General features: G+C 58.9%; 26 protein-coding genes and 2 pseudogenes. 11 read left to right on the top strand and 17 right to left on the bottom strand.

What is annotated here, in order from left to right:
• Positions 1–589: 589 nt before the first annotated feature.
• Positions 590–883 carry a serine hydrolase gene (locus tag IPI80_RS08155; protein WP_413858954.1) on the bottom strand — a complete coding sequence of 98 codons (294 nt, stop codon included), beginning with the start codon at positions 881–883 and terminating at the stop codon, positions 590–592.
• Positions 884–1,057: 174 nt separating this feature from the next.
• Between IPI80_RS08155 and IPI80_RS08150 the strand changes: the two genes are divergently transcribed.
• Both IPI80_RS08150 and IPI80_RS08145 read left to right on the top strand, forming a co-directional pair.
• Positions 1,058–1,456, top strand: a complete 399-nt coding sequence (locus IPI80_RS08150; RefSeq protein ID WP_413858952.1) for a hypothetical protein — start codon at positions 1,058–1,060, stop codon at positions 1,454–1,456.
• A gap of 109 nt (positions 1,457–1,565) precedes the next feature.
• Entirely contained in the window at positions 1,566–2,909 is a 1,344-nt protein-coding gene (locus IPI80_RS08145) for an erythromycin esterase family protein (RefSeq protein WP_413858950.1), read from the top strand.
• 321 nt (positions 2,910–3,230) lie between these two features.
• On the opposite strand, the gene msrA is transcribed toward IPI80_RS08145, so the two are convergent.
• The 4 genes and pseudogenes from msrA to IPI80_RS08125 form a co-directional block, all read right to left on the bottom strand.
• Positions 3,231–3,902, bottom strand: coding sequence for a peptide-methionine (S)-S-oxide reductase MsrA (gene msrA / locus IPI80_RS08140; protein ID WP_413858948.1), 672 nt, complete (start codon positions 3,900–3,902; stop codon positions 3,231–3,233).
• Positions 3,903–3,913: 11 nt separating this feature from the next.
• Positions 3,914–4,210: a pentapeptide MXKDX repeat protein gene (locus tag IPI80_RS08135; RefSeq protein ID WP_413858946.1), complete on the bottom strand. Its 297-nt coding sequence runs from the start codon at positions 4,208–4,210 to the stop codon at positions 3,914–3,916.
• A gap of 71 nt (positions 4,211–4,281) precedes the next feature.
• Positions 4,282–5,036 (bottom strand): annotated as a pseudogene (locus IPI80_RS08130) (molybdopterin-binding protein).
• Between the two features lie 13 nt (positions 5,037–5,049).
• Positions 5,050–5,646: a cytochrome b/b6 domain-containing protein gene (locus tag IPI80_RS08125; RefSeq protein WP_413858944.1), complete on the bottom strand. Its 597-nt coding sequence runs from the start codon at positions 5,644–5,646 to the stop codon at positions 5,050–5,052.
• Positions 5,647–5,813: 167 nt separating this feature from the next.
• Between IPI80_RS08125 and IPI80_RS08120 the strand changes: the two genes are divergently transcribed.
• The 9 genes and pseudogenes from IPI80_RS08120 to IPI80_RS08080 all read left to right on the top strand — a co-directional run bounded on the left by IPI80_RS08120 (position 5,814) and on the right by IPI80_RS08080 (position 12,984).
• Positions 5,814–6,389 carry a sigma-70 family RNA polymerase sigma factor gene (locus tag IPI80_RS08120; RefSeq protein ID WP_413858942.1) on the top strand — a complete coding sequence of 192 codons (576 nt, stop codon included), beginning with the start codon at positions 5,814–5,816 and terminating at the stop codon, positions 6,387–6,389.
• Positions 6,390–6,495: 106 nt separating this feature from the next.
• The gene (locus IPI80_RS08115) at positions 6,496–7,026 is read left to right on the top strand and encodes a DUF1109 domain-containing protein (protein ID WP_413858940.1); all 531 of its coding nucleotides are present in this window, start codon (positions 6,496–6,498) and stop codon (positions 7,024–7,026) included.
• Between the two features lie 76 nt (positions 7,027–7,102).
• On the top strand, positions 7,103–7,399 hold the full coding sequence (locus IPI80_RS08110) for a DUF4936 family protein (protein WP_413858938.1): 297 nt from the start codon (positions 7,103–7,105) through the stop codon (positions 7,397–7,399).
• A gap of 83 nt (positions 7,400–7,482) precedes the next feature.
• Positions 7,483–7,785 (top strand): DUF1289 domain-containing protein, encoded by a 303-nt coding sequence (locus IPI80_RS08105; RefSeq protein WP_413858937.1) that lies wholly within the window; start codon positions 7,483–7,485, stop codon positions 7,783–7,785.
• Positions 7,786–7,815: 30 nt separating this feature from the next.
• On the top strand, positions 7,816–8,670 hold the full coding sequence (locus tag IPI80_RS08100; RefSeq protein ID WP_413858935.1) for an EamA family transporter: 855 nt from the start codon (positions 7,816–7,818) through the stop codon (positions 8,668–8,670).
• A 434-nt stretch (positions 8,671–9,104) separates the two neighbouring features.
• Positions 9,105–10,165: pseudogene (locus IPI80_RS08095) on the top strand (diguanylate cyclase).
• Between the two features lie 72 nt (positions 10,166–10,237).
• Positions 10,238–10,537 carry a hypothetical protein gene (locus tag IPI80_RS08090; RefSeq protein WP_413858933.1) on the top strand — a complete coding sequence of 100 codons (300 nt, stop codon included), beginning with the start codon at positions 10,238–10,240 and terminating at the stop codon, positions 10,535–10,537.
• A gap of 58 nt (positions 10,538–10,595) precedes the next feature.
• On the top strand, positions 10,596–11,375 hold the full coding sequence (locus tag IPI80_RS08085) for a GGDEF domain-containing protein (protein ID WP_413858931.1): 780 nt from the start codon (positions 10,596–10,598) through the stop codon (positions 11,373–11,375).
• Between the two features lie 331 nt (positions 11,376–11,706).
• Positions 11,707–12,984, top strand: coding sequence for a diguanylate cyclase domain-containing protein (locus IPI80_RS08080; RefSeq protein WP_413858929.1), 1,278 nt, complete (start codon positions 11,707–11,709; stop codon positions 12,982–12,984).
• A 417-nt stretch (positions 12,985–13,401) separates the two neighbouring features.
• Here IPI80_RS08080 and IPI80_RS08075 read toward each other — a convergent pair whose 3' ends face one another.
• The 12 genes from IPI80_RS08075 to IPI80_RS08020 all read right to left on the bottom strand — a co-directional run bounded on the left by IPI80_RS08075 (position 13,402) and on the right by IPI80_RS08020 (position 21,048).
• Positions 13,402–14,007: a C39 family peptidase gene (locus IPI80_RS08075; protein WP_413858927.1), complete on the bottom strand. Its 606-nt coding sequence runs from the start codon at positions 14,005–14,007 to the stop codon at positions 13,402–13,404.
• A 44-nt stretch (positions 14,008–14,051) separates the two neighbouring features.
• Positions 14,052–14,474, bottom strand: coding sequence for a P1 family peptidase (locus IPI80_RS08070; protein WP_413858925.1), 423 nt, complete (start codon positions 14,472–14,474; stop codon positions 14,052–14,054).
• The gene (locus IPI80_RS08065) at positions 14,461–14,892 is read right to left on the bottom strand and encodes a P1 family peptidase (protein WP_413858923.1); all 432 of its coding nucleotides are present in this window, start codon (positions 14,890–14,892) and stop codon (positions 14,461–14,463) included. The genes IPI80_RS08070 and IPI80_RS08065 overlap by 14 nt, the downstream gene beginning before the upstream one ends.
• A gap of 1,671 nt (positions 14,893–16,563) precedes the next feature.
• Positions 16,564–17,178, bottom strand: a complete 615-nt coding sequence (locus IPI80_RS08060; RefSeq protein WP_413858921.1) for a hypothetical protein — start codon at positions 17,176–17,178, stop codon at positions 16,564–16,566.
• A 486-nt stretch (positions 17,179–17,664) separates the two neighbouring features.
• Entirely contained in the window at positions 17,665–17,823 is a 159-nt protein-coding gene (locus tag IPI80_RS08055; RefSeq protein WP_413858919.1) for a hypothetical protein, read from the bottom strand.
• 60 nt (positions 17,824–17,883) lie between these two features.
• Entirely contained in the window at positions 17,884–18,339 is a 456-nt protein-coding gene (locus tag IPI80_RS08050; protein ID WP_413858917.1) for an ATP-binding cassette domain-containing protein, read from the bottom strand.
• Complete coding sequence (locus tag IPI80_RS08045) at positions 18,327–18,683, bottom strand: hypothetical protein (protein ID WP_413858915.1); 357 nt, start codon at positions 18,681–18,683, stop codon at positions 18,327–18,329. The genes IPI80_RS08050 and IPI80_RS08045 overlap by 13 nt, the downstream gene beginning before the upstream one ends.
• Before the next feature lie 117 nt (positions 18,684–18,800).
• Positions 18,801–19,268 (bottom strand): ABC transporter transmembrane domain-containing protein, encoded by a 468-nt coding sequence (locus IPI80_RS08040; RefSeq protein WP_413858913.1) that lies wholly within the window; start codon positions 19,266–19,268, stop codon positions 18,801–18,803.
• Positions 19,269–19,406: 138 nt separating this feature from the next.
• Positions 19,407–19,652 carry a hypothetical protein gene (locus tag IPI80_RS08035; RefSeq protein ID WP_413858911.1) on the bottom strand — a complete coding sequence of 82 codons (246 nt, stop codon included), beginning with the start codon at positions 19,650–19,652 and terminating at the stop codon, positions 19,407–19,409.
• Positions 19,640–20,131, bottom strand: a complete 492-nt coding sequence (locus tag IPI80_RS08030) for an ATP-binding cassette domain-containing protein (protein WP_413858909.1) — start codon at positions 20,129–20,131, stop codon at positions 19,640–19,642. The genes IPI80_RS08035 and IPI80_RS08030 overlap by 13 nt, the downstream gene beginning before the upstream one ends.
• A gap of 59 nt (positions 20,132–20,190) precedes the next feature.
• Positions 20,191–20,361, bottom strand: coding sequence for a hypothetical protein (locus IPI80_RS08025; RefSeq protein ID WP_413858907.1), 171 nt, complete (start codon positions 20,359–20,361; stop codon positions 20,191–20,193).
• A 186-nt stretch (positions 20,362–20,547) separates the two neighbouring features.
• Entirely contained in the window at positions 20,548–21,048 is a 501-nt protein-coding gene (locus IPI80_RS08020; protein WP_413858905.1) for an ABC transporter transmembrane domain-containing protein, read from the bottom strand.
• Positions 21,049–21,262: the final 214 nt, after the last annotated feature.

Below are 21,262 nucleotides of genomic sequence, written 5' to 3'. Positions count from 1 at the left end.
ATGAGAAGCTGCCTCGCAGTTGCCGATGACCCAGTCATAAGTGCGTGAATGTCACTGCAGAATTTGGCATTGGTGGTGGCCGGTTCACTCGGCTGCTAGACCTGGCAGTAGGTAGGCCAGTTGCGGCACAGCAGCGCGCGTCGCCCCAATGGCGACGGGGCGTTTTCGGTACTGCCTCAGGTCAATGAGAAAAGCCGATACAAGTTCGACCAAGCGTGCCGCGCCAAACGATCTAAGGTGCTAGCCGTTTGGGCATGCAAGAAATTGCACCGTTGATGCAGACCGTACCGCTGGCGGGCAGCTTGTACTATTGCGCATAACCGTCGCCTGCGGACGATAAAGCTGGCTACCGAAGCGCAGCCATTCTTCCTTTCCATGCTGTTCTATTTTCAGGAACAGGTTTGCCACGGTATCGCTGGCCGCTGGATCAACGATCTGCCCATTGGCCAGGATATAGCCAGGCAGGCCGGGGGCGGCGTCGATGGAGAAACGTGTCCCACCCGTGCCTGCCACGGACCCGTCAGCGGTGACCCTGGTTCGATCTTTTGCCCTGTTGGCATTGCCTGGAGATAATGCCCGAATCCTGGTGCTACTTGGTTGACCAGGTAGTGCTGCCCCGGGGCTGAGCTGAAGGGCAAGTTGGTGGTCTGATCGCGACCCATTTCGGCCACCGTTGGCGGCCTGTGACCGCAGCCACCAGCAGTTCGATTGAGGTGACGCCGTCGTTGCAATACACCGCCATTTCGCCCGGCAGATGTTTTAGCTGCACAGACGCTAGCGCTTGGCGCATGTCGTCGGCGTAGCTTGGCATTGGCTCGAAGGTAAAACTGTTGCGGCAATCGGTGCCAGGCAAGCCGGACGAGTGGCCGCGCAGCATGCGCACGGTGATTTGAGCCGATGTGACGCAAATTCTTGGGAAACCAGATATTCATCTCAGGGGAAACCCGTTGTATCAGGATGGTTCCAGGGTGCGATACTTTTGCACAGGCAGTTAGCCTACTCGTCGAACGCAAAGTAATGATCCGGTGCCCAGCCTCCCAACGTTGAAGTGACGACCATGACAGGATATCAACAGCTCGCTTTCGTCAGTTCAGTGCTCGCCGGTTTTGCGTTTGCTTTCTACGGGACGTTGCTGATTTCTCAGTCAACGCGCCGGATTGGCAGCTGGGCGGCCCTGTTGGCGGCCTGCGCAGGTATCTGTTTTCTGATTGTCACGTTGGGCTCTACCTTCTCGGTGACGGTTACTTTGAACACCGCGACGCTGCCAGAAGCTCTTCAGGCGCAACAGGAACCTCTCACAACGTTGTTTCTACTAGGCATCGTCCTGACGCTCTTCAGTTTTGGCATCGGGGGCTGGATGCGTTCGCATAAGCTTGGAGTCGCCACCATCTGCGTCGCACTGATGGGGCTCGTCGGAGTTCTCTGGGTCATGCAGCCATTCATACACAGGAATTGAGGGGAAGAGAATCATGCGCATGGGTAGATCGCTGGTTTGCCAGTGTGCGTGCTTGCTCGGCTTGGCCATCCTCACCCAAGCTTGCGCGGCCGATTCGCAGGTGCAACCATTGGACCTCGACAAACCTTATCGAACAGACGACTACTCATTTCTTGATGCAGCGGTCGGATCGCGCAGGGCAGTTGCCCTGGGCGAATCGATTCATGTTACGCAGGAAATGCCACTGGTCCGTCAAAGGTTTGTGCGTTATCTGCACGAACGCAAGGGATTCGACGTGCTCGCGTTGGAAGGTTCGCTAATTGATGCCTGGACTGCCCAGGAACATGTCTATGCAAATGGCGTTTCGGGTGCCGCCGTCGCGGAGTTGTTTACCCGTGAGGCGTTGTTCGGCCTGTGGCAGACCGCACCAATGGAAGCGGTGATTGCTGAAGCTTTGCAACCACAATCCGGCGCACCGGCAATCTACCTCACCAGTTTTGATCTGCAGCCCGGTATGGCGCGCGCGTATGGTGGTTCGGCGGAAAAAAGCCTAGGTGCATTTCTCGCGTCGGTGCAGGCGCTCGATCCGAGCGTCAGCGATCAGAAGATTCGCGAGTGGACCAAGATTTTGAGTCCATCGCTCGAATGCAAAAGCAGTCAAACCGTTACGCAGGCATTGTCGGAAATCGAGCGTTGGATTGTTGACTCGGCAGCAACCGCTGTCGGCGCTCGTCGACCGGCAAGGCATGTCGCCGCCCTCCAACTCGTGCCCACGATGTTGCGCTACCGGCTGCAGCAATGCAGCGATTGGTTGGCTGCCAACAAGTCCATGAAGGTGTACCAGCAATCCCCCGATGCGCTCAATGCCAAACTAGCATTGGCGTTGCTAGGCCATTTTCCGAAGATGATCCTGTGGGCTCATCACAGTCACCTTCATTACAACTCATTGGGCGAATCGATTCCTTCAATGGGTCAACACCTCCATAGCGCGTTAGGGGACCAGCTTTACACCATTGGCGTATTCGCATTGGACGGCGCCGCCATGGATACTTCGGAAGCCGACGCTGCCCAGGGTCTGGCCGTCGTGACGGCACTGGCCGCCAAGCCGCTTCCAGATGATGCGCGTTTCAGCGTAGAGCGCGCACTGGCAGGGCTGTCAACATCCGATTTTTTCATCGACTTGAAGTCAGCGCCTGTTGCGTGGGGGCAGCCCGGGTTCAGTCGCCTTGAGACATCCGGGCGTATGCACACCGCCCTGTCCCATGACTTCGACGGTGCGATATTTCTGCATCAAGTGCATGGCACGCCGCTCAATTTCCTTCCGCGTTGGCTCAATGTTGCCATTGGTTCGGCTGGTTGGATTCTTCAGCATGCGATCTTGGCTTCATTGATAGCCTTGCTGCTGGTTGCCGGCCTGGGCTTGGCAATATTTCGATTGCTGCGCCGACTTAGACAAAAGCAGCCACAGAAGTAGGGAGTTTGTTGTTAAGCCCGGTCAAGAACGCGCATGGCCCCAAGTTATAGGCCACAAGCACCGTGCGGTGCATCTCGCACCTCGCGCCTTCCATCACCAGACTCCGTACCGGGATACCCATGAAGCCGCCTGTCTGCAGGCCATCGCGATAGTCGGGCGGTCTTGCGCGGCGACTTTGGGCAGGATGCCAAAGCCATTGTCAAAGCTGCGGTGCAATTGAAGGTGCCTACAGCGCGTGTTGAAATGGTGCCAGCGCGGCACCTGGGCAAGAACAGGGTGCGGATGCCTTTCCATACTGTCCCGCCAAAGGGGTTGGTTCTTTTATCTGTACAAGGCTGGAAATTGTTGACGCAACTGTTTCAATTTGGGCATGTCGTTGAAGACGATATACGGTTGTTGAGGATGCAATGCCAGGTAGTTCTGGTGATACTCCTCGGCCCGGTAGAACTGCGCAAGCGGTGCCAGCTGCGTGACGATGGGTCTGGCGAAGGTGTGTGCACCGTCAAGCTGGCGGATGGTGGCCAGCGCCGCCATGTTCTGTTCAGCGCTGGTGTAGAAGATTGCTGAACGATATTGCGTGCCGGTGTCCGGGCCTTGTCGGTTGAGCTGGGTGGGGTCGTGCGCGACGCTGAAAAATACTTGCAGCAATTGCGGGTAAGAAACCTGTGACGGATCGAAGCGCACGCGCACCGCCTCCGCATGGCCGGTTGCACCGCCGCTGACCTGTTCGTAATCCGCGGTGTTTGAGCGACCCCCGGCATAGCCCGACTCCGCGTCTGAGACGCCTTTGACGTGCTTGAACACGGCATCGACGCCCCAGAAGCAGCCGCCCGCGAAGACGGCAGTCTGCAAATTGCTTGCCGGTCGCACGGGCGCACTGCTTTGTATTTCCGGCAAGCTGGGGTTGGCCCAGGCCGGGGCCAAAGTCGTCAGAGCCAGCGCCGCGACTGCGGCGAACTGGCCAAGCCTGGTTGGGGGAGACCGACCATGCATGGCGGCGCTCCCTATTTCTTCATCTCGTCTTTGCCCATCGCGTCGGTGGCCATTGCATCCTTTTTCATGCCATCCTTGGCCATGCTGTCTTTCTTCATATTGTCCTTCTTGGCGGTTGGTTTCTTCATGCTGTCCTTTTTCATGCCGTCCTTGGACATGTCATCCTGGTGCATGGCATCTTTGGCCATCGCGTCTTTCTGCATGCCGTCCTTGGACATGGCGTCCTTGTGCATGGCGTCTTGGGCGAATGCCGCGCCTCCCGAAATCAACAGGGCGGCGGACAAGAGGGCGGTAGTGATCGATTTCATAGTGAATTCCATTGAAGTGATGGTGAATTGGCGGAATTGCCAGAGTTTTCAGGGCAGTCGGGCGGTCAGGCTCAACTGCCGCCGAACCAGTTGTACCCCTGGTCTTCCCAGTAGCCCCCGGGGTAGGTGTTGGTGACAAAAATCGCTTGAATGTGCTTCGGGTTCTTGTAGCCGAGCTTGGTCGGCATGCGCAGCTTCATCGGGAATCCATACTTGGGCGGCAGCGGTTGTCCGTCATAGGTCAGCGCCAGCACGGTTTGTGGGTGCAGTGCGGTGGCCATGTCAATGCTGGTGAAGTAGTCGTCGGCGCACTTGAAGCCTACGTATTTGGCGCTGAGATCGGCGCCCACGCGACGCAGAAAGCTGGCAAACGAGACACCGCCCCATTTGCCAATCGCGCTCCAACCTTCCACACAAATATGACGGGTGACTTGCTCGATCTGCGGCATGGCGCGCAGCTCGCGCAGAGTCCATTGGCGACGGTCGGCGACCAGGCCAGTAACTTCCAGGCGGTAGCTGCTCTCCTCAATTTCCCGTATCTCGTCTTCACCATAGTAGGCATTGAAGGGAAAGGGCCGGTGATCATCGACTCGGGATAGGTCGGGGCCAGCCGGGTGGGATCGAACAGCCATCCCTGCACATCGTCATTGATGCGTGAAATCCGGCTCAGGGCGGTGTCCACACTGGCCTCATCGACCAGCGAACAACCCGTTAGCATGGCCAGACCGCCGAGCGTGAGCGAGTGGCGCAGAAAGTTGCGTCGGGCCGCTTCTTTGCGCACCAGATCTCCATCGACTGCCAGGCACACAGGGTTCTTAATATTCATACTTTGGACTTTTTCAATAACCACGAACCATGGTGCGCAAAGTGCGCGGGACCAGCGCCACCATCAGCAGGTGGATCAGCACAAAGGCGGCCAGCACGGCCATGGCGAAAAAATGGACCCGCCGCGCGCCTTCATAGCCGCCTACCAGTTCCCTCAGCAGAGGGAATTGCACAGACTTCCAGAGCACCAGCCCGGAGAGCACCAGCGCCACGCTGTCGGCGATCACCAGCAAATAGGCCAGCTTTTGCACCATGTTGTAGTGGCGGGGGTCGGCATGGGCCAGCCTGCCCTGAAGCGCCGCCCGAACATCCGCCAGCAGGGCGGCGCCCGATAGGGGGAAGAATTTGCGCCACAGGCGACCGGTTCCCAGATTGAAGGACAAATACAGCAAACCATTGGCCGCCAGCAGCCACATCGCCGCGAAGTGCCATTGCAAGGCGCCACCCAACCAACCGCCCAGCGTGATGTCCTTCGGGATCGCAAAGCCGAGGAACGCGGTGGCGTTGTAGATTCTCCAGCCGCTCATCATGAGCACTACCACCGCCACGGCATTGAGCCAGTGCATGGCGCGCAGCCACGCTGGGTGAATGGTTTGTGTGAGATGGTTCATTGATATTCCGTGTAAAGCGCCAAGCCATGTTTGTGAACTGAACGGTCTGTATTCATGATTTGCGTTCCAATTGCTAGGTACTTCGCCGCACACGGCCCGCCGGTTACAGTTGGAACAACAATTTGCAAAAAATATTTTTTTTGCGCTTCCTGTAACCCAATGCCCGCATGGAACGAACAGTAGTAATGGATGACCGGTTCGCGCAAAGCGAGAGACTGTTGCGCGAGTCGTTACTGCAAGGTTTGCAGGGCGATGCTGCGGCCTACCACTGTTTTCTGAAAGCCTTAAGCGCGCACCTGCGGGCCTACTACAGAAAGAGGCTTTTTCAACGACCCGACGACGTGGAGGATCTAGTGCAAGAAACACTGCTGGCGGTTCACAACCAGCGCCATACTTACCGCAGCGACCAGCCACTCACAGCCTGGGTGCATGCCATCGCGCGCTACAAACTGGTGGATTTGCTGCGCGCCCGTGCCACGCGCGAGGCACTGACTGATCCGCTGGATGACGAATTGGAAGTCTTTGCCGCATCCGACACCGATGCGTCAGATGCCCGCAAGGACCTGGGTCAAATGCTTGCCAGTCTGCCCGACCGGCAGCGGCTGCCCATAGTGCACGTCAAGCTTGAAGGGCGCTCGGTGGTGGAGACGTCACAGCTAACCGGTATGTCGGAGGCGGCCGTCAAAATAGGTGTCCACCGGGGCTTGAAAGCACTGGCAGCCAGAATCAGGGGAAACACGTGAAGACCGACGATCTCATTTCCCTGCTCGCGACCGGTGCTGCGCCAGTGCCCATGCATACCGTGGGCCGGCGTTTCGCCGTCGCGCTTGGCCTGGCATTGTCGGCGCAGTGCTGCTTCTGGTGCTTACCCATGGCCTGCGCGCAGACCTGGCACAAGCCATGGGCGAGTTGATATTTTGGGTCAAGATGGCGTTTGCCGGCGTTTTGGCACTCGCGGCCTTTATTGCCACTGAACGCCTGGCGCGCCCTGGCATGCGGGTGGGCGGTGCCTGGGCTGCGCTTGCCGCCCCGGTCCTGTTGCTGTGGCTGGTTGCAGCGCTGGTGCTGCTTGGCGCCGACCCGGAGCAGCGCGCCGGCTTGATTCTGGGCGCGACCTGGAACACCTGTCCCTTTAGCATCGCCCTGATTTCGCTGCCGCTGTTCGTGGCGACGTTCTGGGTGATGAAGGGATTGGCGCCGACCCGCCCGGCATTGGCCGGCGCCAGCGCCGGCTTGCTGGCGGGTGCACTGGCCGCATTGGTCTATGCCTTGCATTGCCCGGAATCGGGGGCGCCTTTCGTCGGCATCTGGTACGTGCTGGGCATCGCAATTCCGGCAGCGGTTGGTGCGTTGCTGGGGCCACGGACATTGCGGTGGTAGGCTCCTGTGACATGATGGCCGTCGAAAGCGCGGCTGCAACGCAGGCGAGTTTTCAGCAAATCTGACAGGAGATGCCATGGATCGCTACATTTACTACCGCGTTCCGACCGACCAGGCGTTGGTGTTGCAGCAAGGTGTGCAGGGGCTACAGCAGCGCGTGTTTGACCTGTGTGGTGTGCCGAGTGCGCTTAAGCGGCGTCCTGGAGTTCAAGACGGTTGTCACACGTGGATGGAGGTCTATCGTGGGCTGACACCCGAATTTGAGGCCTGCCTGCGCCAGTGTGAGCAAGAGTCCGGCCTAGCGGTATTGATTCGCGGCGCGCGCCACGTGGATGATTTCTTGGACGCGACCGAGTGGTCGAACGAGGCGTAGCGCCGGGTCAAGACGTGACCCATGACATCCTTCAAGCGCTGGTATGCTGATTGAAGCGAATATCTGATTTGAGAAAGGTCTAGATGAATAGCAATGCCATTACCCCGATACAGGTGCGTTCACCCTGCATCAATGTCTGTGAGATGAACCCGGAACTTGGCCTGTGCAGGGGGTGTTTTCGCACGCAGGACGAGCGTGATTGGTGGGTTGCCTATAGCAACGATCAACGGCGGGAAGTGCTGCGGCGTTGCGAGCAGCGGGCTGAAGCGTTTAAAAATGGTGAGACCGTGTTTGCACCGTGTGTGGGGTTGTGCAGTCGTCAAAGAGAACTGCAACCCCTTGAGTTGCCTTGCGCGACAACTGCGCGGGGAAACCATGGCTCTTAACGATGATTTCTCGGCGCAATACTGGCCATCATGCAGTTGAAAGGCGCATACGTTTTCTTGCTGACATTACTCGCGATGCTGGCCTTTGCAGCTAACTCGCTGCTTTGCCGCTTTGCGCTCAAAAGCGGCACCATCGACCCGGCCAGCTTTGCTGCCATTCGTCTGATGTCAGGCGCCGCGATGCTCGTGGTCGTGATGCGGCTTCGCGGCGTGTCGCCAACGAAAAGTGGCGGTTGGGTGCCGGCCTTCTGGTTGGCGGCTTATGCGGCCACATTTTCGTTTGCATACGTCAGTTTGCCGGCAGGTATTGGGGCGTTGTTGCTCTTCGGGTCCGTGCCGGCCACGATGGTGGGTACGAGTCTTTGGCAGGGGGAACGTTTGTCCGTGCGCCAGTGGCTCGGGCTGTTGGTTGCCATAGGCGGGCTGACAGCGTTGCTGCTGCCCGGCTTGAGTGCGCCGCCGCTGCGCAGTGCTGTTCTCATGATGGCTGCAGGCGTGAGCTGGGGCGCTTACTCGCTGCATGGTAAAAAGTCGCTCAATGCCGGTGCCACCACCGCTGGCAACTTTTGCGGTCCGTCCGTTTTCGGTACTGCTGGTCCTGGTGCACGCCACGCAGCTCTCGGCGAGCAGTGCCGGTGTGGCTTCGCGTTGTGCTCTGGGGCCATCACTTCCGGGGTTTGGCTACATCGTCTGGTACACCGTCCTGCCGCATTTGCGCTCCAGCGCCGCCGCTACGGTGCAGCTCAGCGTGCCGCTTCTGGCGGCCATCGGAGGAACACTTCTTCTGGGGAGGTTTGGACGCAGCGCCTGAGTTGGACTGGCCTGGCCATTCTTGGAGGCATCGCATTAGTGTCCGTGGCGCCGAAGCGGCTTACCCGAGCGTGAACGTGCCCGTGTACAGCGTGACCAGCTCGGGCGTACCCGGCCGTGACGATATGCGCCAGACCATCACATCGATTTGCATACTAACCATTGAATTTGCAATGGTTCGCGGCGACTAGGCCGGCGGGAACTACGACTGTTAAACATGATTTCTCGGGGTCGTACCTTGCCTCATGCAGTTGGAATGTCTAGCCGCCCAGACTTCGCGAAAACCCTATGTTGGCTCTGGAAATTGACAGCGCAGAATGGACGTATTCAAAAATTACGAACGATAGTTCACTTTTTAGGTGAAACACACAATGCCCATTCACAAACATTGGACCAGCACCAATAGGGTCGATCCGTGGCACGCGGGCGCTATGGATCGCTGTCAGATGGGGGTTTTCCGATCCCCACTCTGATCCTTGTAAGACGACAACAGCAATCAAAAGCGGGTTATGCCTGAACCACGCGCCATTACGATGGCGGCCTTTATGGCTTCGCTGACACTCGCGGCACTTGCGTTCTGGCTTGTGTCGCACTCACGCCATGGCCGGGCCTTGCGCAGTTGGGCAGCCGGTTCGGTGCTGGCTTCGGGCGGGGCGTTACTCAATGTTTCCCAAGGGCTGGTGGGCGCAGAACTCGCGCTCTTGGTCGGCAATCCGGCCATGGTGGCTGGCCTGGGGCTGCTTATCGATGGCACCCATCGCCTCGCAGGCAAACCGCCCCGGCAAGTGTGGTGGCTGGTACCCGCCGTGTGTCTCATTCTTACGTCGCTGTGGTGGGGCTTGTGGTCACCCAGCCTACCCCACCGTGTCATGGCATTTTCGTCCGCCACCATCTGGCTCATGGGCTGCTTGTTGTTTGCCCTATGGCCCTTGCGCAAGCGAGGCACTGCGTTGGGGCTTGCGTTTGTAGCCATTGCCGCGCTTCTCTTGTCCGTGCTGATGCTGGTGCGGGCAGTGTGGGCATGGCACGGGAATATACAGCCGGTTTATGTCTTGGGCTCGCCATTCAACATGGTGGTTTACCTGGTGGGAGCCATGTCTTTCGTCGCCATACAGACCGGTTTGCTCTTGGTGCACCAGTTGCTGGTCATCAACGACTTGCAGGCCGAGGCTGAGCGCGACTCACTCACCGGGTTGCTCAACCGCCATGCGCTGGCTTCGTGCCTTCCCACCGTGCTAGATGGCTGGGCGCTTGTAGCGGTGGATTTGGACCATTTCAAGCATGTCAACGACACACACGGGCATGCGGCGGGCGACCGGGTGTTGGCCTCGTGGGCCAGGTACTGCTGCGCCAACTGCGCGAAGGCGACATGGCTGTGCGCATGGGCGGCGAGGAATTCGCCGTGCTGCTTTACAACATGGAGGAGCCTGGTGCGTATGCCGTGGCCGAGCGCCTGCGCGATGACCTGCAGCGGCTTGCACCGGACTCCACCGGCCTGGCCGTGACCGCCAGTCTTGGGCTAGCGATGGCCTCCACGGGCACGGATTTCAACCCTTTGGCGCCAGGCTGATGCCGCGTTGTATTCAGCCAAGTCGAAGGGACGCAACCGGGTGGAGCGGGCTTCCACACAGGAAGTTACGCCATGAGTCCCACGGCCTGGACCTACCTCGATCCACTTGGCTTGGGCATCACCCTTTCGCTGTCGGCTGCGCTGTTATCACTGGTGATGCTCATCACCAACCGGACGCTGGGTCGCAGACTACCGGGCATGCAGCTGGCCGCGTGCGGTGTGCTGCTGGCTTCAGTGGGTTTTGCGCTCAACATGCTGCAGGCGTGGCTGTCGCCGTGGGTGGGGCTGGTCTTGGCTGTGATGCTGATGGTAACGGGCGTGTCGCTATTGTTGGGCGGGGCCCGGCAGTTGCGTAGCATGCCCGCACATTAAGGGCTGGCTTGCGGCCTGCTGCGCGGCAAGCTTGTGCACGGTACTGTGGTTTGGGGTGATGGCCCCTAGCCCGCGCTGGCGCATTGGTCTGTTGTCGCTCCTGCTGGCCTTCCTGTCTCTGCTGGTGACGCGTACCGCGCTGGGCGAGTCGCGGCCACAGCACCAAGCCGGCATGCGGCTATTGGCCTTGCTGGGCGTAGTGTTTGCCGTGCTGATGGGCATGCGCAGCTTGGCAGCCGTTTTGGGTCTGGTTGATAGCTCAGTCAGCAACTCGCTGGTCAACACCGGATCGGTGCTGGCCTCCGGTATGGCTTTGATCGGAGGGGTTGTTGGCTTGGTGCTGGTTCTGTCGGGCGACCTGATGGCCCTTCTGCAGCACCAGCGAGAACATGATTCATTGACCGACCTGCTCAACCGCGTGGGCCTGCGACAGTGGATTGGTGCGCAAGCGCCGCAGCAGGCGCTGGCCTTGGGTATGGTGGATCTAGACCATTTCAAACAGATCAACGATCGCCACGGACATTCCGTTGGTGATCAGGTGATTCAACATCTGGCATTGATGTTGCACGCGAGTGAGTCCCCTGTCTGCCGCAGCGCCCGATTGGGGGGGGAGGAATTTGTCGTCATCGCGCTGGGGCAAAACGCCGACGCTGCATTGCGCCACCGCCTAGAGCAATTGCGAGCTCAGTTTGCCCGAAGTGGTCCGCTGCCCGGTTCCACCTTGAGCGCCGGGTTGGCATCAGGTACGGTAGCGACGTTCGAAGCGACCCTGCGCCAGGCGGACTCTGCCCTTTACCGCGCCAAAGCGGGTGGGCGCAACCGGTTGGAGTCCATCTGAGGTTTGGTCAGCGAACGGCGCTGCTTCTGCACCGGGGTGGGGTCGTACCCACAGCCCCGCTTTTCACAGCGATTGTGCCGGTGGTGGCAGAAGATTGGAATATTTGGACGCCGCATAAGGGAAAGCGTGAACCCCGCGGACCTATTTCGGCACCATACTTGACCTCACGCGGTCGAATGTCCTACCCATAGTTGTCTGGACTGTCTGCATGGGAACTAGTTGGCAACGTCTGGGCGTGCGTTTTACCGCAGTTCTGCTATCGTGAAAACCTGCGCGATATAAATGCAAAATGATGTCTTCGACCGATAAGCCGGACCTCAACAATCGCCCCATGGGTTCGAGCGATTCGTTGTTGCGTTTGATTGCCGACTCGGTGCCGGCGTTGATCGCGTACTACGAGGTGCACACCTTGCAGTGCCAGTTTGCCAACCGACGTTATGCCGAGTACAACGGCTGGACGCCCCAGACCATCCTTGGCAAGACCGTGCGCGAAGCCATTGGCGAGGCCGCTTGGGCCATGATTGAGCCACACGTGCGGCAAGTGGTCGCCGGCAAGACCGTTCAATACGTGCGCGAGCAGACTTTGCCCGATGGCACCCAGCGGGTAATTGAGGTCAACTTGATTCCCCACCTCGATGATGGCCAGACCCAACTGGGTGCATTTGTACTGATCAGCGACATCACAACCCAGTGGCAGGCTGAACGCGCGATCCGCGACAGTGAAGAGCGCATGCGTAAACTGGCCGAAGCTACCACCGAGGGTGTCGTGTTCCATCACAACGGCGTGGTCACGGATGTCAACGACGCGCTGCAGGGACTGCTCGGCCGGACCTCTACGGACATTGTCGGGCGCAACACCTTGGACTTTATCCCTGAGCGATGGAAGCCCACCGTCAGCGAGTACATGCAGTCCGGCCACGAAGATCCGTATGAAGCAGCGGTCCTTGACACCAATGGTGTTGAGATTCCGGTCGAAATTGTTGGCAAGACGATGCCGTTCAAGGGCGGCACGTACCGCTTGGCCGTGCTGAGGGACATCCGTGCGCGCAAAGCGGCTCAGGCGCGCATCGAATTCATGGCACTGCATGACACGCTTACGCAACTACCGAACCGGCTCTACCTGATGGAGCGACTCGACAGCATTCTGGCCTTGGCCCGGCGAAGGCGGACGGCGGTCGCCACTTTGTTCATTGACCTCGACAACTTCAAACTGGTCAATGATTCCCTGGGGCACCATGCAGGCGACGCGCTGCTGCGGGAAGTCGCGTGTCGCCTCAAGCTCGCCGTGCGTGACGCCGATGTGGTGGCGCGCCTGGGTGGCGACGAGTTCCTGATCGTGCTCACCGACATTGCCAGTCCAGACGATGCCGGCTTGGTGGCCGTCAACCTAATTGAGTCCGTCAGTGTCGACGTCATCATTGATGGTCGTGCCGTGTCGGTGTCTCCATCCATCGGCATCAGCGTCTTTCCCGATGATGGCGCTACGGCCGATGAGCTGATTCGACACGCCGATACCGCTATGTATCGCGCCAAAAACTGCGGTCGCAGCAACTACCAGTTCTTTCCGCGCGCCGGTCTTTCGCACGGGTCCGCGGATTTGACACCTTGATTTAATTCAATGCGACAAGACCCATCACGGGCAAACCGTCAAAGTTGGCGGTGTGGAATTACCTGAACGCCAAGTTTGCGTCGCCAGAAGCATGTCTCCGCGCTGGCGCGGGAAACGCCAGTCGAGGGCACCTGGATTCCGTACGGATGCTGCTGAGGGCCTTGCACGACATGGCGCATAACGTTGCGGGAGGGATTTGCAACACCAAGAAAGCGCCAGTTACCATGCTCCAAATGTAGGTCCTAGGCCCCGACTGCCGGCGTAATGGCTGTCATCTTGTAGCATGCTTTCACTAGATTTCGCGGGGAGGCCCCGACAAGGGCCAGAGCCTGATCAAGCCGGGCTGCTCCAGTCAATTCACTTTCACTCCAGACGAGTAACCTTGATCCGGTAGCCCTGAAGTGCGTCATCGTCTGATCATGACGATGCAAAACAAAACAAATCCTGCTTCTGGTAATCGTCATGGTCGTGCCAGCGCTCAAGAAGTTCTGGAATCGGGATGTAGGTGCTGTGACCCAGTGTCGATGGGTCCATGAAATAAAAATGGTCATTGTCGTAACTCACGAGCAACCACATGGAACCCATTTCGAATGTGCTCCGGTCAACAGGTGGCGTTGCCCGAGCTAGATTATCCAATAGAACCGGGATTCGGCTATCAATGCGACCCTTCAGTTCGTCCAGGGTCATGCCGTTGCGCGCGGAGGCTTCGAATCCCAAAGATATCGCATAGGCCAGCACATTCTGATAGTTCGTACCCCTATCCGGATCCGGTTGCATCGCGGCGATCAGAACATCCTGGCGACGATCAATGCCATAGTAACCAAGGATCGACTGAACTGCCGTGATGCCACAGGTGTAATCCGCCGCTTGCCGGGTCAATGGAACCGGAATAAGGTTGGAAACGCTGGGAATAAGGCACTGCGCTTGCGCGGGACTATCGCCACCGCCACAGCCGGTCAACTGCATGGCCGGTACAGCAACAGTGAGCAAGGGGTATTTCAAGAAGCCGCGGCGATTTGTCATGGTGTGATTTAAGCAGTGAACGAAGTGTGGTCAGATTGACTAATTCAACTAGATCGATGCTGAATCAGCGCACGGAAGCGATCTTTGGGCAAAGCAGGAACACGGATTCGATCCGCACCGGTCATGGTTTCCGCTGCGAGCATGGCATTGAGGATTGCTTCCTGCGTTGCCTGAACAGTGGCTTCGAAGAAAGGATTCATTTGCCCGTTATCCAGTTGTTGAACAGGCACCGAGTTGGAGCCTGAAGGCTTCACAAAGGGCTGAGTGGAAAAAGCGACAAATATTTCACCCGATCCATCCTCTCCCAATCCACCCATTTTCCCAATACCCAAGGGAACACGTCGCGCCAGTCGATGGAGTTGGTGCGGTAAAAATGGGGCGTTAGTTGCGACAATGACAATAATAGAACCCGACCCTTCGCGGCGGGTGTTGCGGGGTGGCGGTGATTTCTCATCACAGGCCGGCACATCGGCCGCGTGAATGGATGTTCGCTTTCCGTCCCTCGAAACAGACCGGCTGCTCAACAATGGCCTGCCCTACGTTGATTCCATTCACGTTCAGCAACCGACGACAGGAACCGTATTTTACTGAATGAGGACTCCCACCATACTCGCCGTCCTCAATGACGACCTTGCGTGAGGCGGTACCGACCTTTCCAAGGTGCCGTATCATGCCGGTACCGCCACCGACGGAACCTTCCACTACCGGGCCGGACGTCGCGCTTTTCATTGCCGTTATGGCATGTTCCGGCTTCACATGAAAGCCATACTCGTCGTTGAGAAGACCGTCCCAGGTTTCACCAACGACAGGCAATTCGAGATCCCAAGCCAAAGCAGGATCGAGCACTAAGCCCCAGTCGGCTACCGCGCTGCGAACGGCCCCCACCCCTGCGGTTCCTTAGCGTGATCGGCCCGGACAGCAGCCTGACTCGGCAAACCCAGTAACTCCCGGTCAATTCACCGTACCATTCAATGGAATACAAGCCGGCAAGAACGTTCGGTTCTGCCATCCGGTCCAATCCGCGCGGCAATACCGCTGTCACTCAGGTGCGAACCGGTCCTTCGCCTCGGCGCAGAACGCCTTGCCCCGAAATCAGGGTCACGTGACCAGCAGAGACCCAGGAACGTCTGTGATCGCATTCCAACGCCCCGGGGTCCGCCGAAATCCACACGAAGCACATGGAACGATCCGCAGCGACGGCAGGTAGTATCGCTAACAAGCTCATTGAGAGCGATCCTGCCGAGGACAAGGTTGCCTTCTGTATCAGGATTTCGCATCACACATCTCCGGCAATAGTGAAGAAATCCATTTGGCGAAGTTCTCAGCCACCGCTGGGAACATCAGTGGCGCAACTATCCACGAAGATATTTGACCCAGAACAAATTTCATGAAAAGAGCCATCGTGATACAGGACGGCGACCAGCGTAACTTTTCGCGATGATGGTGCGATCCAGATCACTGTTGGCAAGCAAAGGTCCGCTGGAGTTAGTGGAAGCCCCAGAGCAAAGACGGAGGCAGGCCGATCTACCTCATCGAGGAGGTGCCCATGCCAGCGTGCACAGTGTCACATCAAATCTCATTGTCAAACCACGGAAAGCTGTTGATTAATGCGGGCGGCTTGATGTTGGTAATGCCGTCCTCCGTCGCCGTGGCGACACCCCTGAGGAAGTGGGCGGCAGCCGGCTGTGGACTCGAGGTGCTGGCGATAGGAGGAAGCCGCTTTCGCCTGCCTCCCGCAAGAACCGGAAATCACGTTGCCAGTTGGGGGCCACCACGGACAGCCCCAGCGCAGGTGGGCCCAACAAAAAGCCGGCTAAACGGCCCAGCCATGTTGGTTCAACCGCTATTCGGGCCTAAGGCTGACTAGTCCTGCAATGAGGGCAAGATGAGCGTCTGGCCAACCGGAGCTCGAAGGTGGGTTGGCGGCTTTGGCTTTCTCGCGCAGCGGAGCCGTGCGGCAGGTCAGTAACCAATTGGTCCGGGGTTTGCCGACCTACATGAGTAGAAGCTCCGGTAGGCCCCCGGTGTCTGCGGGTCTTCCAGCGCGAGGGTAAGCGGTTGTCGACTGCGACCATGCTGAACAGAACAGATTTGGGCACTTTTGCTGGCCAGAAAGTTGGCGTTGTGTTCGGTCATGCGGCGGCTGGTCGCGTAATACGACTAAACGCCGGGCGTGGCGGCCCGTTCCACCCCGAAGCGTAGGCCAGCCAAACTCAAACGGGAACGTCAAATGGCGCCTGAATGTCCTTGAACGGAATGGCGGCGTCGGGCCTCGTCAGGGCCTTCTGGTTTTTGGCGCAGATAGTCGGCATCCTGCATCTGTCTGTACGCTGCTGTTCAGCGGGTACGCAACGCAGTATTTGATCAACGAGGATAGATCTTGAACCCGTCGCCCGGCGGCAGCAATGGCGCGGTCGGGTGGAGTGTCACGGTTGCGGAAATGGCTAGCCGGACTCCGCAACTGGACGGCACCCAGAAACGCCCAGCGCGCGCCAGGAATGAGGGCAGAACGGATGTTCGCCATGGCCGATAAACCGTCTATCTTGTGGGCAACCATCAGGTAAAGGATGGACAGCGCACTAACCGGTAACTGCTGCATCCCGCGCAGCCCAAAGGTGCTGCCCACCACCAACGCCCCAGCGCAAAGGCCAGCTGGTAGCCCCAGGGCGCGTGCAGACCCATATCGGCGTTGTAGGCCTGTGAAACGTCGAAGTAGCCCGCAAAAAACGCGGGAAAATTGACCAAATCCTGACCCGCCCACGCAAACACCAGCAGTGAAAAAAATACAAAGCAGACGGGGACAACCGGCACATAGTCCCGCAGCCTTATGCGATACGCCGTGACCAGCAGCAGTACCGGGACTGACAAGAACACCGCGCCAGATTGCACCTGGCAGGCCAGCGCCATGTCAAACGCCAGCACGATCCGAGACCGCCAACCGTGCGCGGTCGCGGGCCCGCGCTGCACCTCGTTGTGCGCCAGCAGCGCTGGCGGCAGCAGGTAGACGTCGTGTGGCAGTACCAAAAATAGAGCCAACGCACAGAACAGCAGCAGGTCAATGACCCGACGTATCCTCAGGACGCAAAAAAAGCACAAGCCCAGCGTCAGCGCGTAGAGCCCCAGCAGCAATACGTCAGCATGGTTCTTCTCGAAGTAGATCGCCGATTCCATGAGCGACAGCGGACCGTAGTTGAACAGCAGATCCTGCCGTGCTGCAGGTTGTGGGCGTGCGCCAGCCCAGCATGGCGTGCCACGACAGGTCCAGCCCGCGGACGGAGGACTGGTAGCCCGTGTCGATCAGGCTCAATACCATGACGATGATGCCCAGCGCCGGGATGACGGTTTGTCGGCCAAAGGCCCGTGGGAACTGGTATTCATGGTGACCGCAACACCCTACAAATCAGGAAAATCAGACGGACATTTGTGGGACGGCATGGTGTTTTGGCCCGCTCTTGGTCGGGTTGCTTGGGCTCATGTGTTTGATTTTCCTATCCTTTAAAGCCGGCCAAAGTACCGAGAAAGCTTGACGAATATTTTTCCGCGGGCTCTTTGAAGCATACAAAAGGTGACTCATGCGAAATTGAAGAATAGAAGTTGGAGACTGCCATACCGCAAGTGTTCGGCTAACACGGCGCGGACGCGACCATGTACTGCGTCTTACTCGCCCATTTGCTGCAACAAGTACAGGCGTTGGTAGACACCCTTCTCAAGGGCCATCAGTTCATCATGGGTGCCTTGCTCATGGATGCGTCCGTGGTTGAGCACCACGATACAGTCGGCCGCCCGAATGGTGGACAGACGGTGGGCAATCGCCACCAGGTGACCTTGCCACGCAGCTCGGAGAGGGCAACTTGCACAATTTGCTCGGTTTCTGAGTCAATATGGGCGGTTGCCTCGTCCAAAAACAGGATGCGGGTCTCGCCCGCCAGGGCCCGGGCAATCGCGCAATGAGCTGCTTTTGTCCCACCGACAGGCGGGCACCACCCTCACCCAACAAGGTGTCGTAGCCCTGTTCCAGCTGCACAATAAAGTCGTGGCAGTGGCCGCGCGGGCGGCTTCTTCGATGGCTGCCTGGTCCAGCTCGCGGCCCATGGCAATGTTGTCGCGCACACTGCTGGCCAGCAAAAACGGGTCTTGCGGCACCAAGCCCACGTCTTCGCGAAAGTGTGCGTCGCTAAAGGTGGACAGTTCCACACCATCGACCGTGATGCGCCCGGTTTGGGCTTGGTAAAACCGCAGCAACAAACTCAGCAGCGTGGATTTGCCGCTGCCAGTGTGGCCCACCAGACCGTAAAACCCGCCCGCCGGAATGTTCAGGCTCAGGTCGTGCAAAACGGGCGTTCGCGGATCGTAGCCAAACCCCAGATTTTCAATTTTGATAGCGCCACTGCCAATACGCTGGGGCCTATCATGGGTCTTGGACGTTGCTCTTGCAACAGCGTGTCGACCCGCGCCGCCGCCACCACGGCCTGTTGCAACTGGCCAAATTGCAGCGTGATCTGGATCAGTGGATCGACCACACGACCGATGTAGCTGACAAAGGCGTACAAAACACCAATCTCCAAGGCACTGAGCGCGCGTTGGCCAAAGCTGTGAATCACCACCACCAGCAGCAGCACATTGATCAAATCCAGCATGGGGCGCAGCAACCAGGCGTTGACCCGCATCTCGGCCAAACGTGCACCCAGGTGCTGGCCGTTGGTGTGGTCAAAACGGTCTTTAAAGCGCTGTTGCGATTGCTGGCCTGTAGCACCGCCATACCAGCGATGGACTCTGACATTTGGGCATTGATGTCACTGCGCTTTTTGCCGGGCCGGGCCACCGCGGTGCACTCCAGCCTGGTAAAACCAGACAATCACCACCACGGCGGGAATCAGGGTGAGCACGATCAGCATCAACCGCCAGTCGAGCCAGGCCATGGCCGCCAGCGCACCGAACACTACAATGCTGCTGTCCAAAATAACGAATAGAACCTGCACGTACAGGTTTTTCACCTGCTCGGTGTCATTGGTAACCCGGCTGACCAACTGGCCAGTGATGGCTTTGTCAAAAATGCCATGGGCAGGCGCAGCACGGCCATGGACCTCTTCGCGCACGCGCTTGACCGAACGCATGGCCACGCCAGCCATACGCGCCAGCTGGGCGTAACGGATGACGCTGGCCAGGGCGCCCGTCAGCAACAGTGCTGCCAGCAGCAAGGCCATATCGGGGACTACCAGTTTGCGCGGCAGCAGGTACTGGTCGATGAAATACTTGCCCAACAAGGGCCCATGGCTTCAACAAGGCGCAGGCAATCAACCAGACCGTACCCAGATAGGTTGCGCTTCTCGGGTGCGGCGGCGTGCAGCAGCAGGGCGATGGCGCGGCGGGTGGCGCCCGCGTCGGGCGCCAGATTGGCATCAGGCTGCATCCAGGCTGGCCTCCAGTTGTTGGTAGCGCCACTGGGCGGCATACCAGCCATTGCGCGCCAACAAAGTGGCGTGGTCACCCTGTTCGCTGATGCGTCCGTGGCTCAGCACAACAATGTGGTCCGCGTCCATGACCGCACTGAGGCGGTGGCTGACGATCAAGGCGGTGCGGCCGGCACGCGCACTGCGCAAGTGCTGCAAGATATCGGTCTCGGTTTGGGTGTCTACCGCAGACAAGGCGTCATCCAGCAGCAACAGGGTGCGTCGGTCAACATGGCACGGGCGATGGCCACGCGCTGGCGCTGCCCGCCCGAGAGTGCAATGCCTTTTTCGCCAACCGGGGTGTCATAACCCTTGGGCATGCGCACGATGTCGTCGTGGATGGAAGCCAAGCGCGCGGCGTGCGCGATTTCTTCGAGCGTGGCACCCGCTTTGGCCAAGGCGATGTTCTCGGCAATGCTGGCCGAGAATAAAAACGGCTCTTGGGGTACCCAGCTGATGGCCCGGTTAAGCGCCTCAAGCGTGTAGTCACCCAGGGTGTTGCCGCCCCAGCGAATGGCGCCTGTGCTTTGGGTGTACTGGCGCAAAATCAAACGCAAAACGCTGGATTTGCCACTGCCCGTGGCACCCACCAGCCCCAGTGTTTGGCCGGGCGGTAGCTGTAGGCTGACCGCATCCAGTGCCAGCGCTTGGTGGCCCGGATAAGAAAAACTCACCCCTTCCAGGACCAGACGTCCGGGCTCAACATCTGTGCGAGAACCACTGTCGGCCACGGTCAATGGCGCATCAAAACGGGCTGCAAACGGCCCCAGGCTGCGCGCCCCCGTTCGATCAGGGCCAACACCCAGCCGGCAAACATGGGCCAGATCCACTGCCCCAGGTACATGCTAAAGGCCGTCAAAGCACCAATGCTGAGTTCACCGTGCCAAACAAAATAGCCTCCCAAACCCAATGTCAGGACCGTGGCACTGACTAAGGTAACCCCACCGCTGGTTCAATGCGGCCTCCCAGCGCTGGGCCCTCAGGCTGGCGTCGGCGGCGCTTCTGCCAGTTCCTCAAGCGCTGTGCGCTGCGCGCCTCCAATCCCAGTGCGCGCAGGGTGCGCACCGGTCAGGTCTCTTGCACTTGGTCGTTAAGTTTGCCAAACGCATCCAACGATTCTTTGGAGGCTTGGTGAATATGGTTGGAGATACGCCAAAACGCCCACGCCATAATAGGAAACGGTAACAGGGGCCGCCGCCGCTAATCGGCCATCGATGCCCAGCGTCATCATGGCGACCACCAAGATCAGCGTCAGGGTGCCGTCAAAGCCCGCCAGCATGGCCTCCCCCGAGGCCATTTCCACCGAGTCAATGTCGTTGGTCGCCAGCGCCATCAAATCACCGGTGCGCTTTTGTTGGAAAAAATGGGGGCCTTGCTGGCACAAGCGGGCGTACAGTCGGGCGCGCAGCTGGGCACCCAGGCGGTAGCTGGCGGCAAAGAGTTGCAAACGCCAGGCCACCCGCAAAAAATAGATGGCCACCCCGGCCAACACCAACCAGGCCAACTCGCCCAACAACGCCTCTTCGTGCAGGGTGCCAGCCACCAAACCATCAATCACATGGCCAACCTGACGCGGAATGTAGACTGTCAAGGCGCTCTGGTCGCCAGCATCCAGGCGGCCAGCGCATAGGGACGCCAGTTTTGGCGCACATAGATCGCTATCAGTGCGGTAAGGGTCATTGGGCGAGGTAGAGGATTGTCGGTGGGCGCTGGTGGTCGTGGCAGTAGGGTGCCACTGCGACGGCGCCAAACCGACTGTTTTCACCGGCGGGTGACGATGATATACCGGGGCTTGAAAAGTGGTG

The organism is Candidatus Aalborgicola defluviihabitans (genome assembly GCF_016705985.1).
Lineage (GTDB): Bacteria > Pseudomonadota > Gammaproteobacteria > Burkholderiales > Burkholderiaceae_C > Allorhodoferax > Allorhodoferax defluviihabitans.
This window is presented reverse-complemented; position numbering and strand designations above follow the sequence as displayed.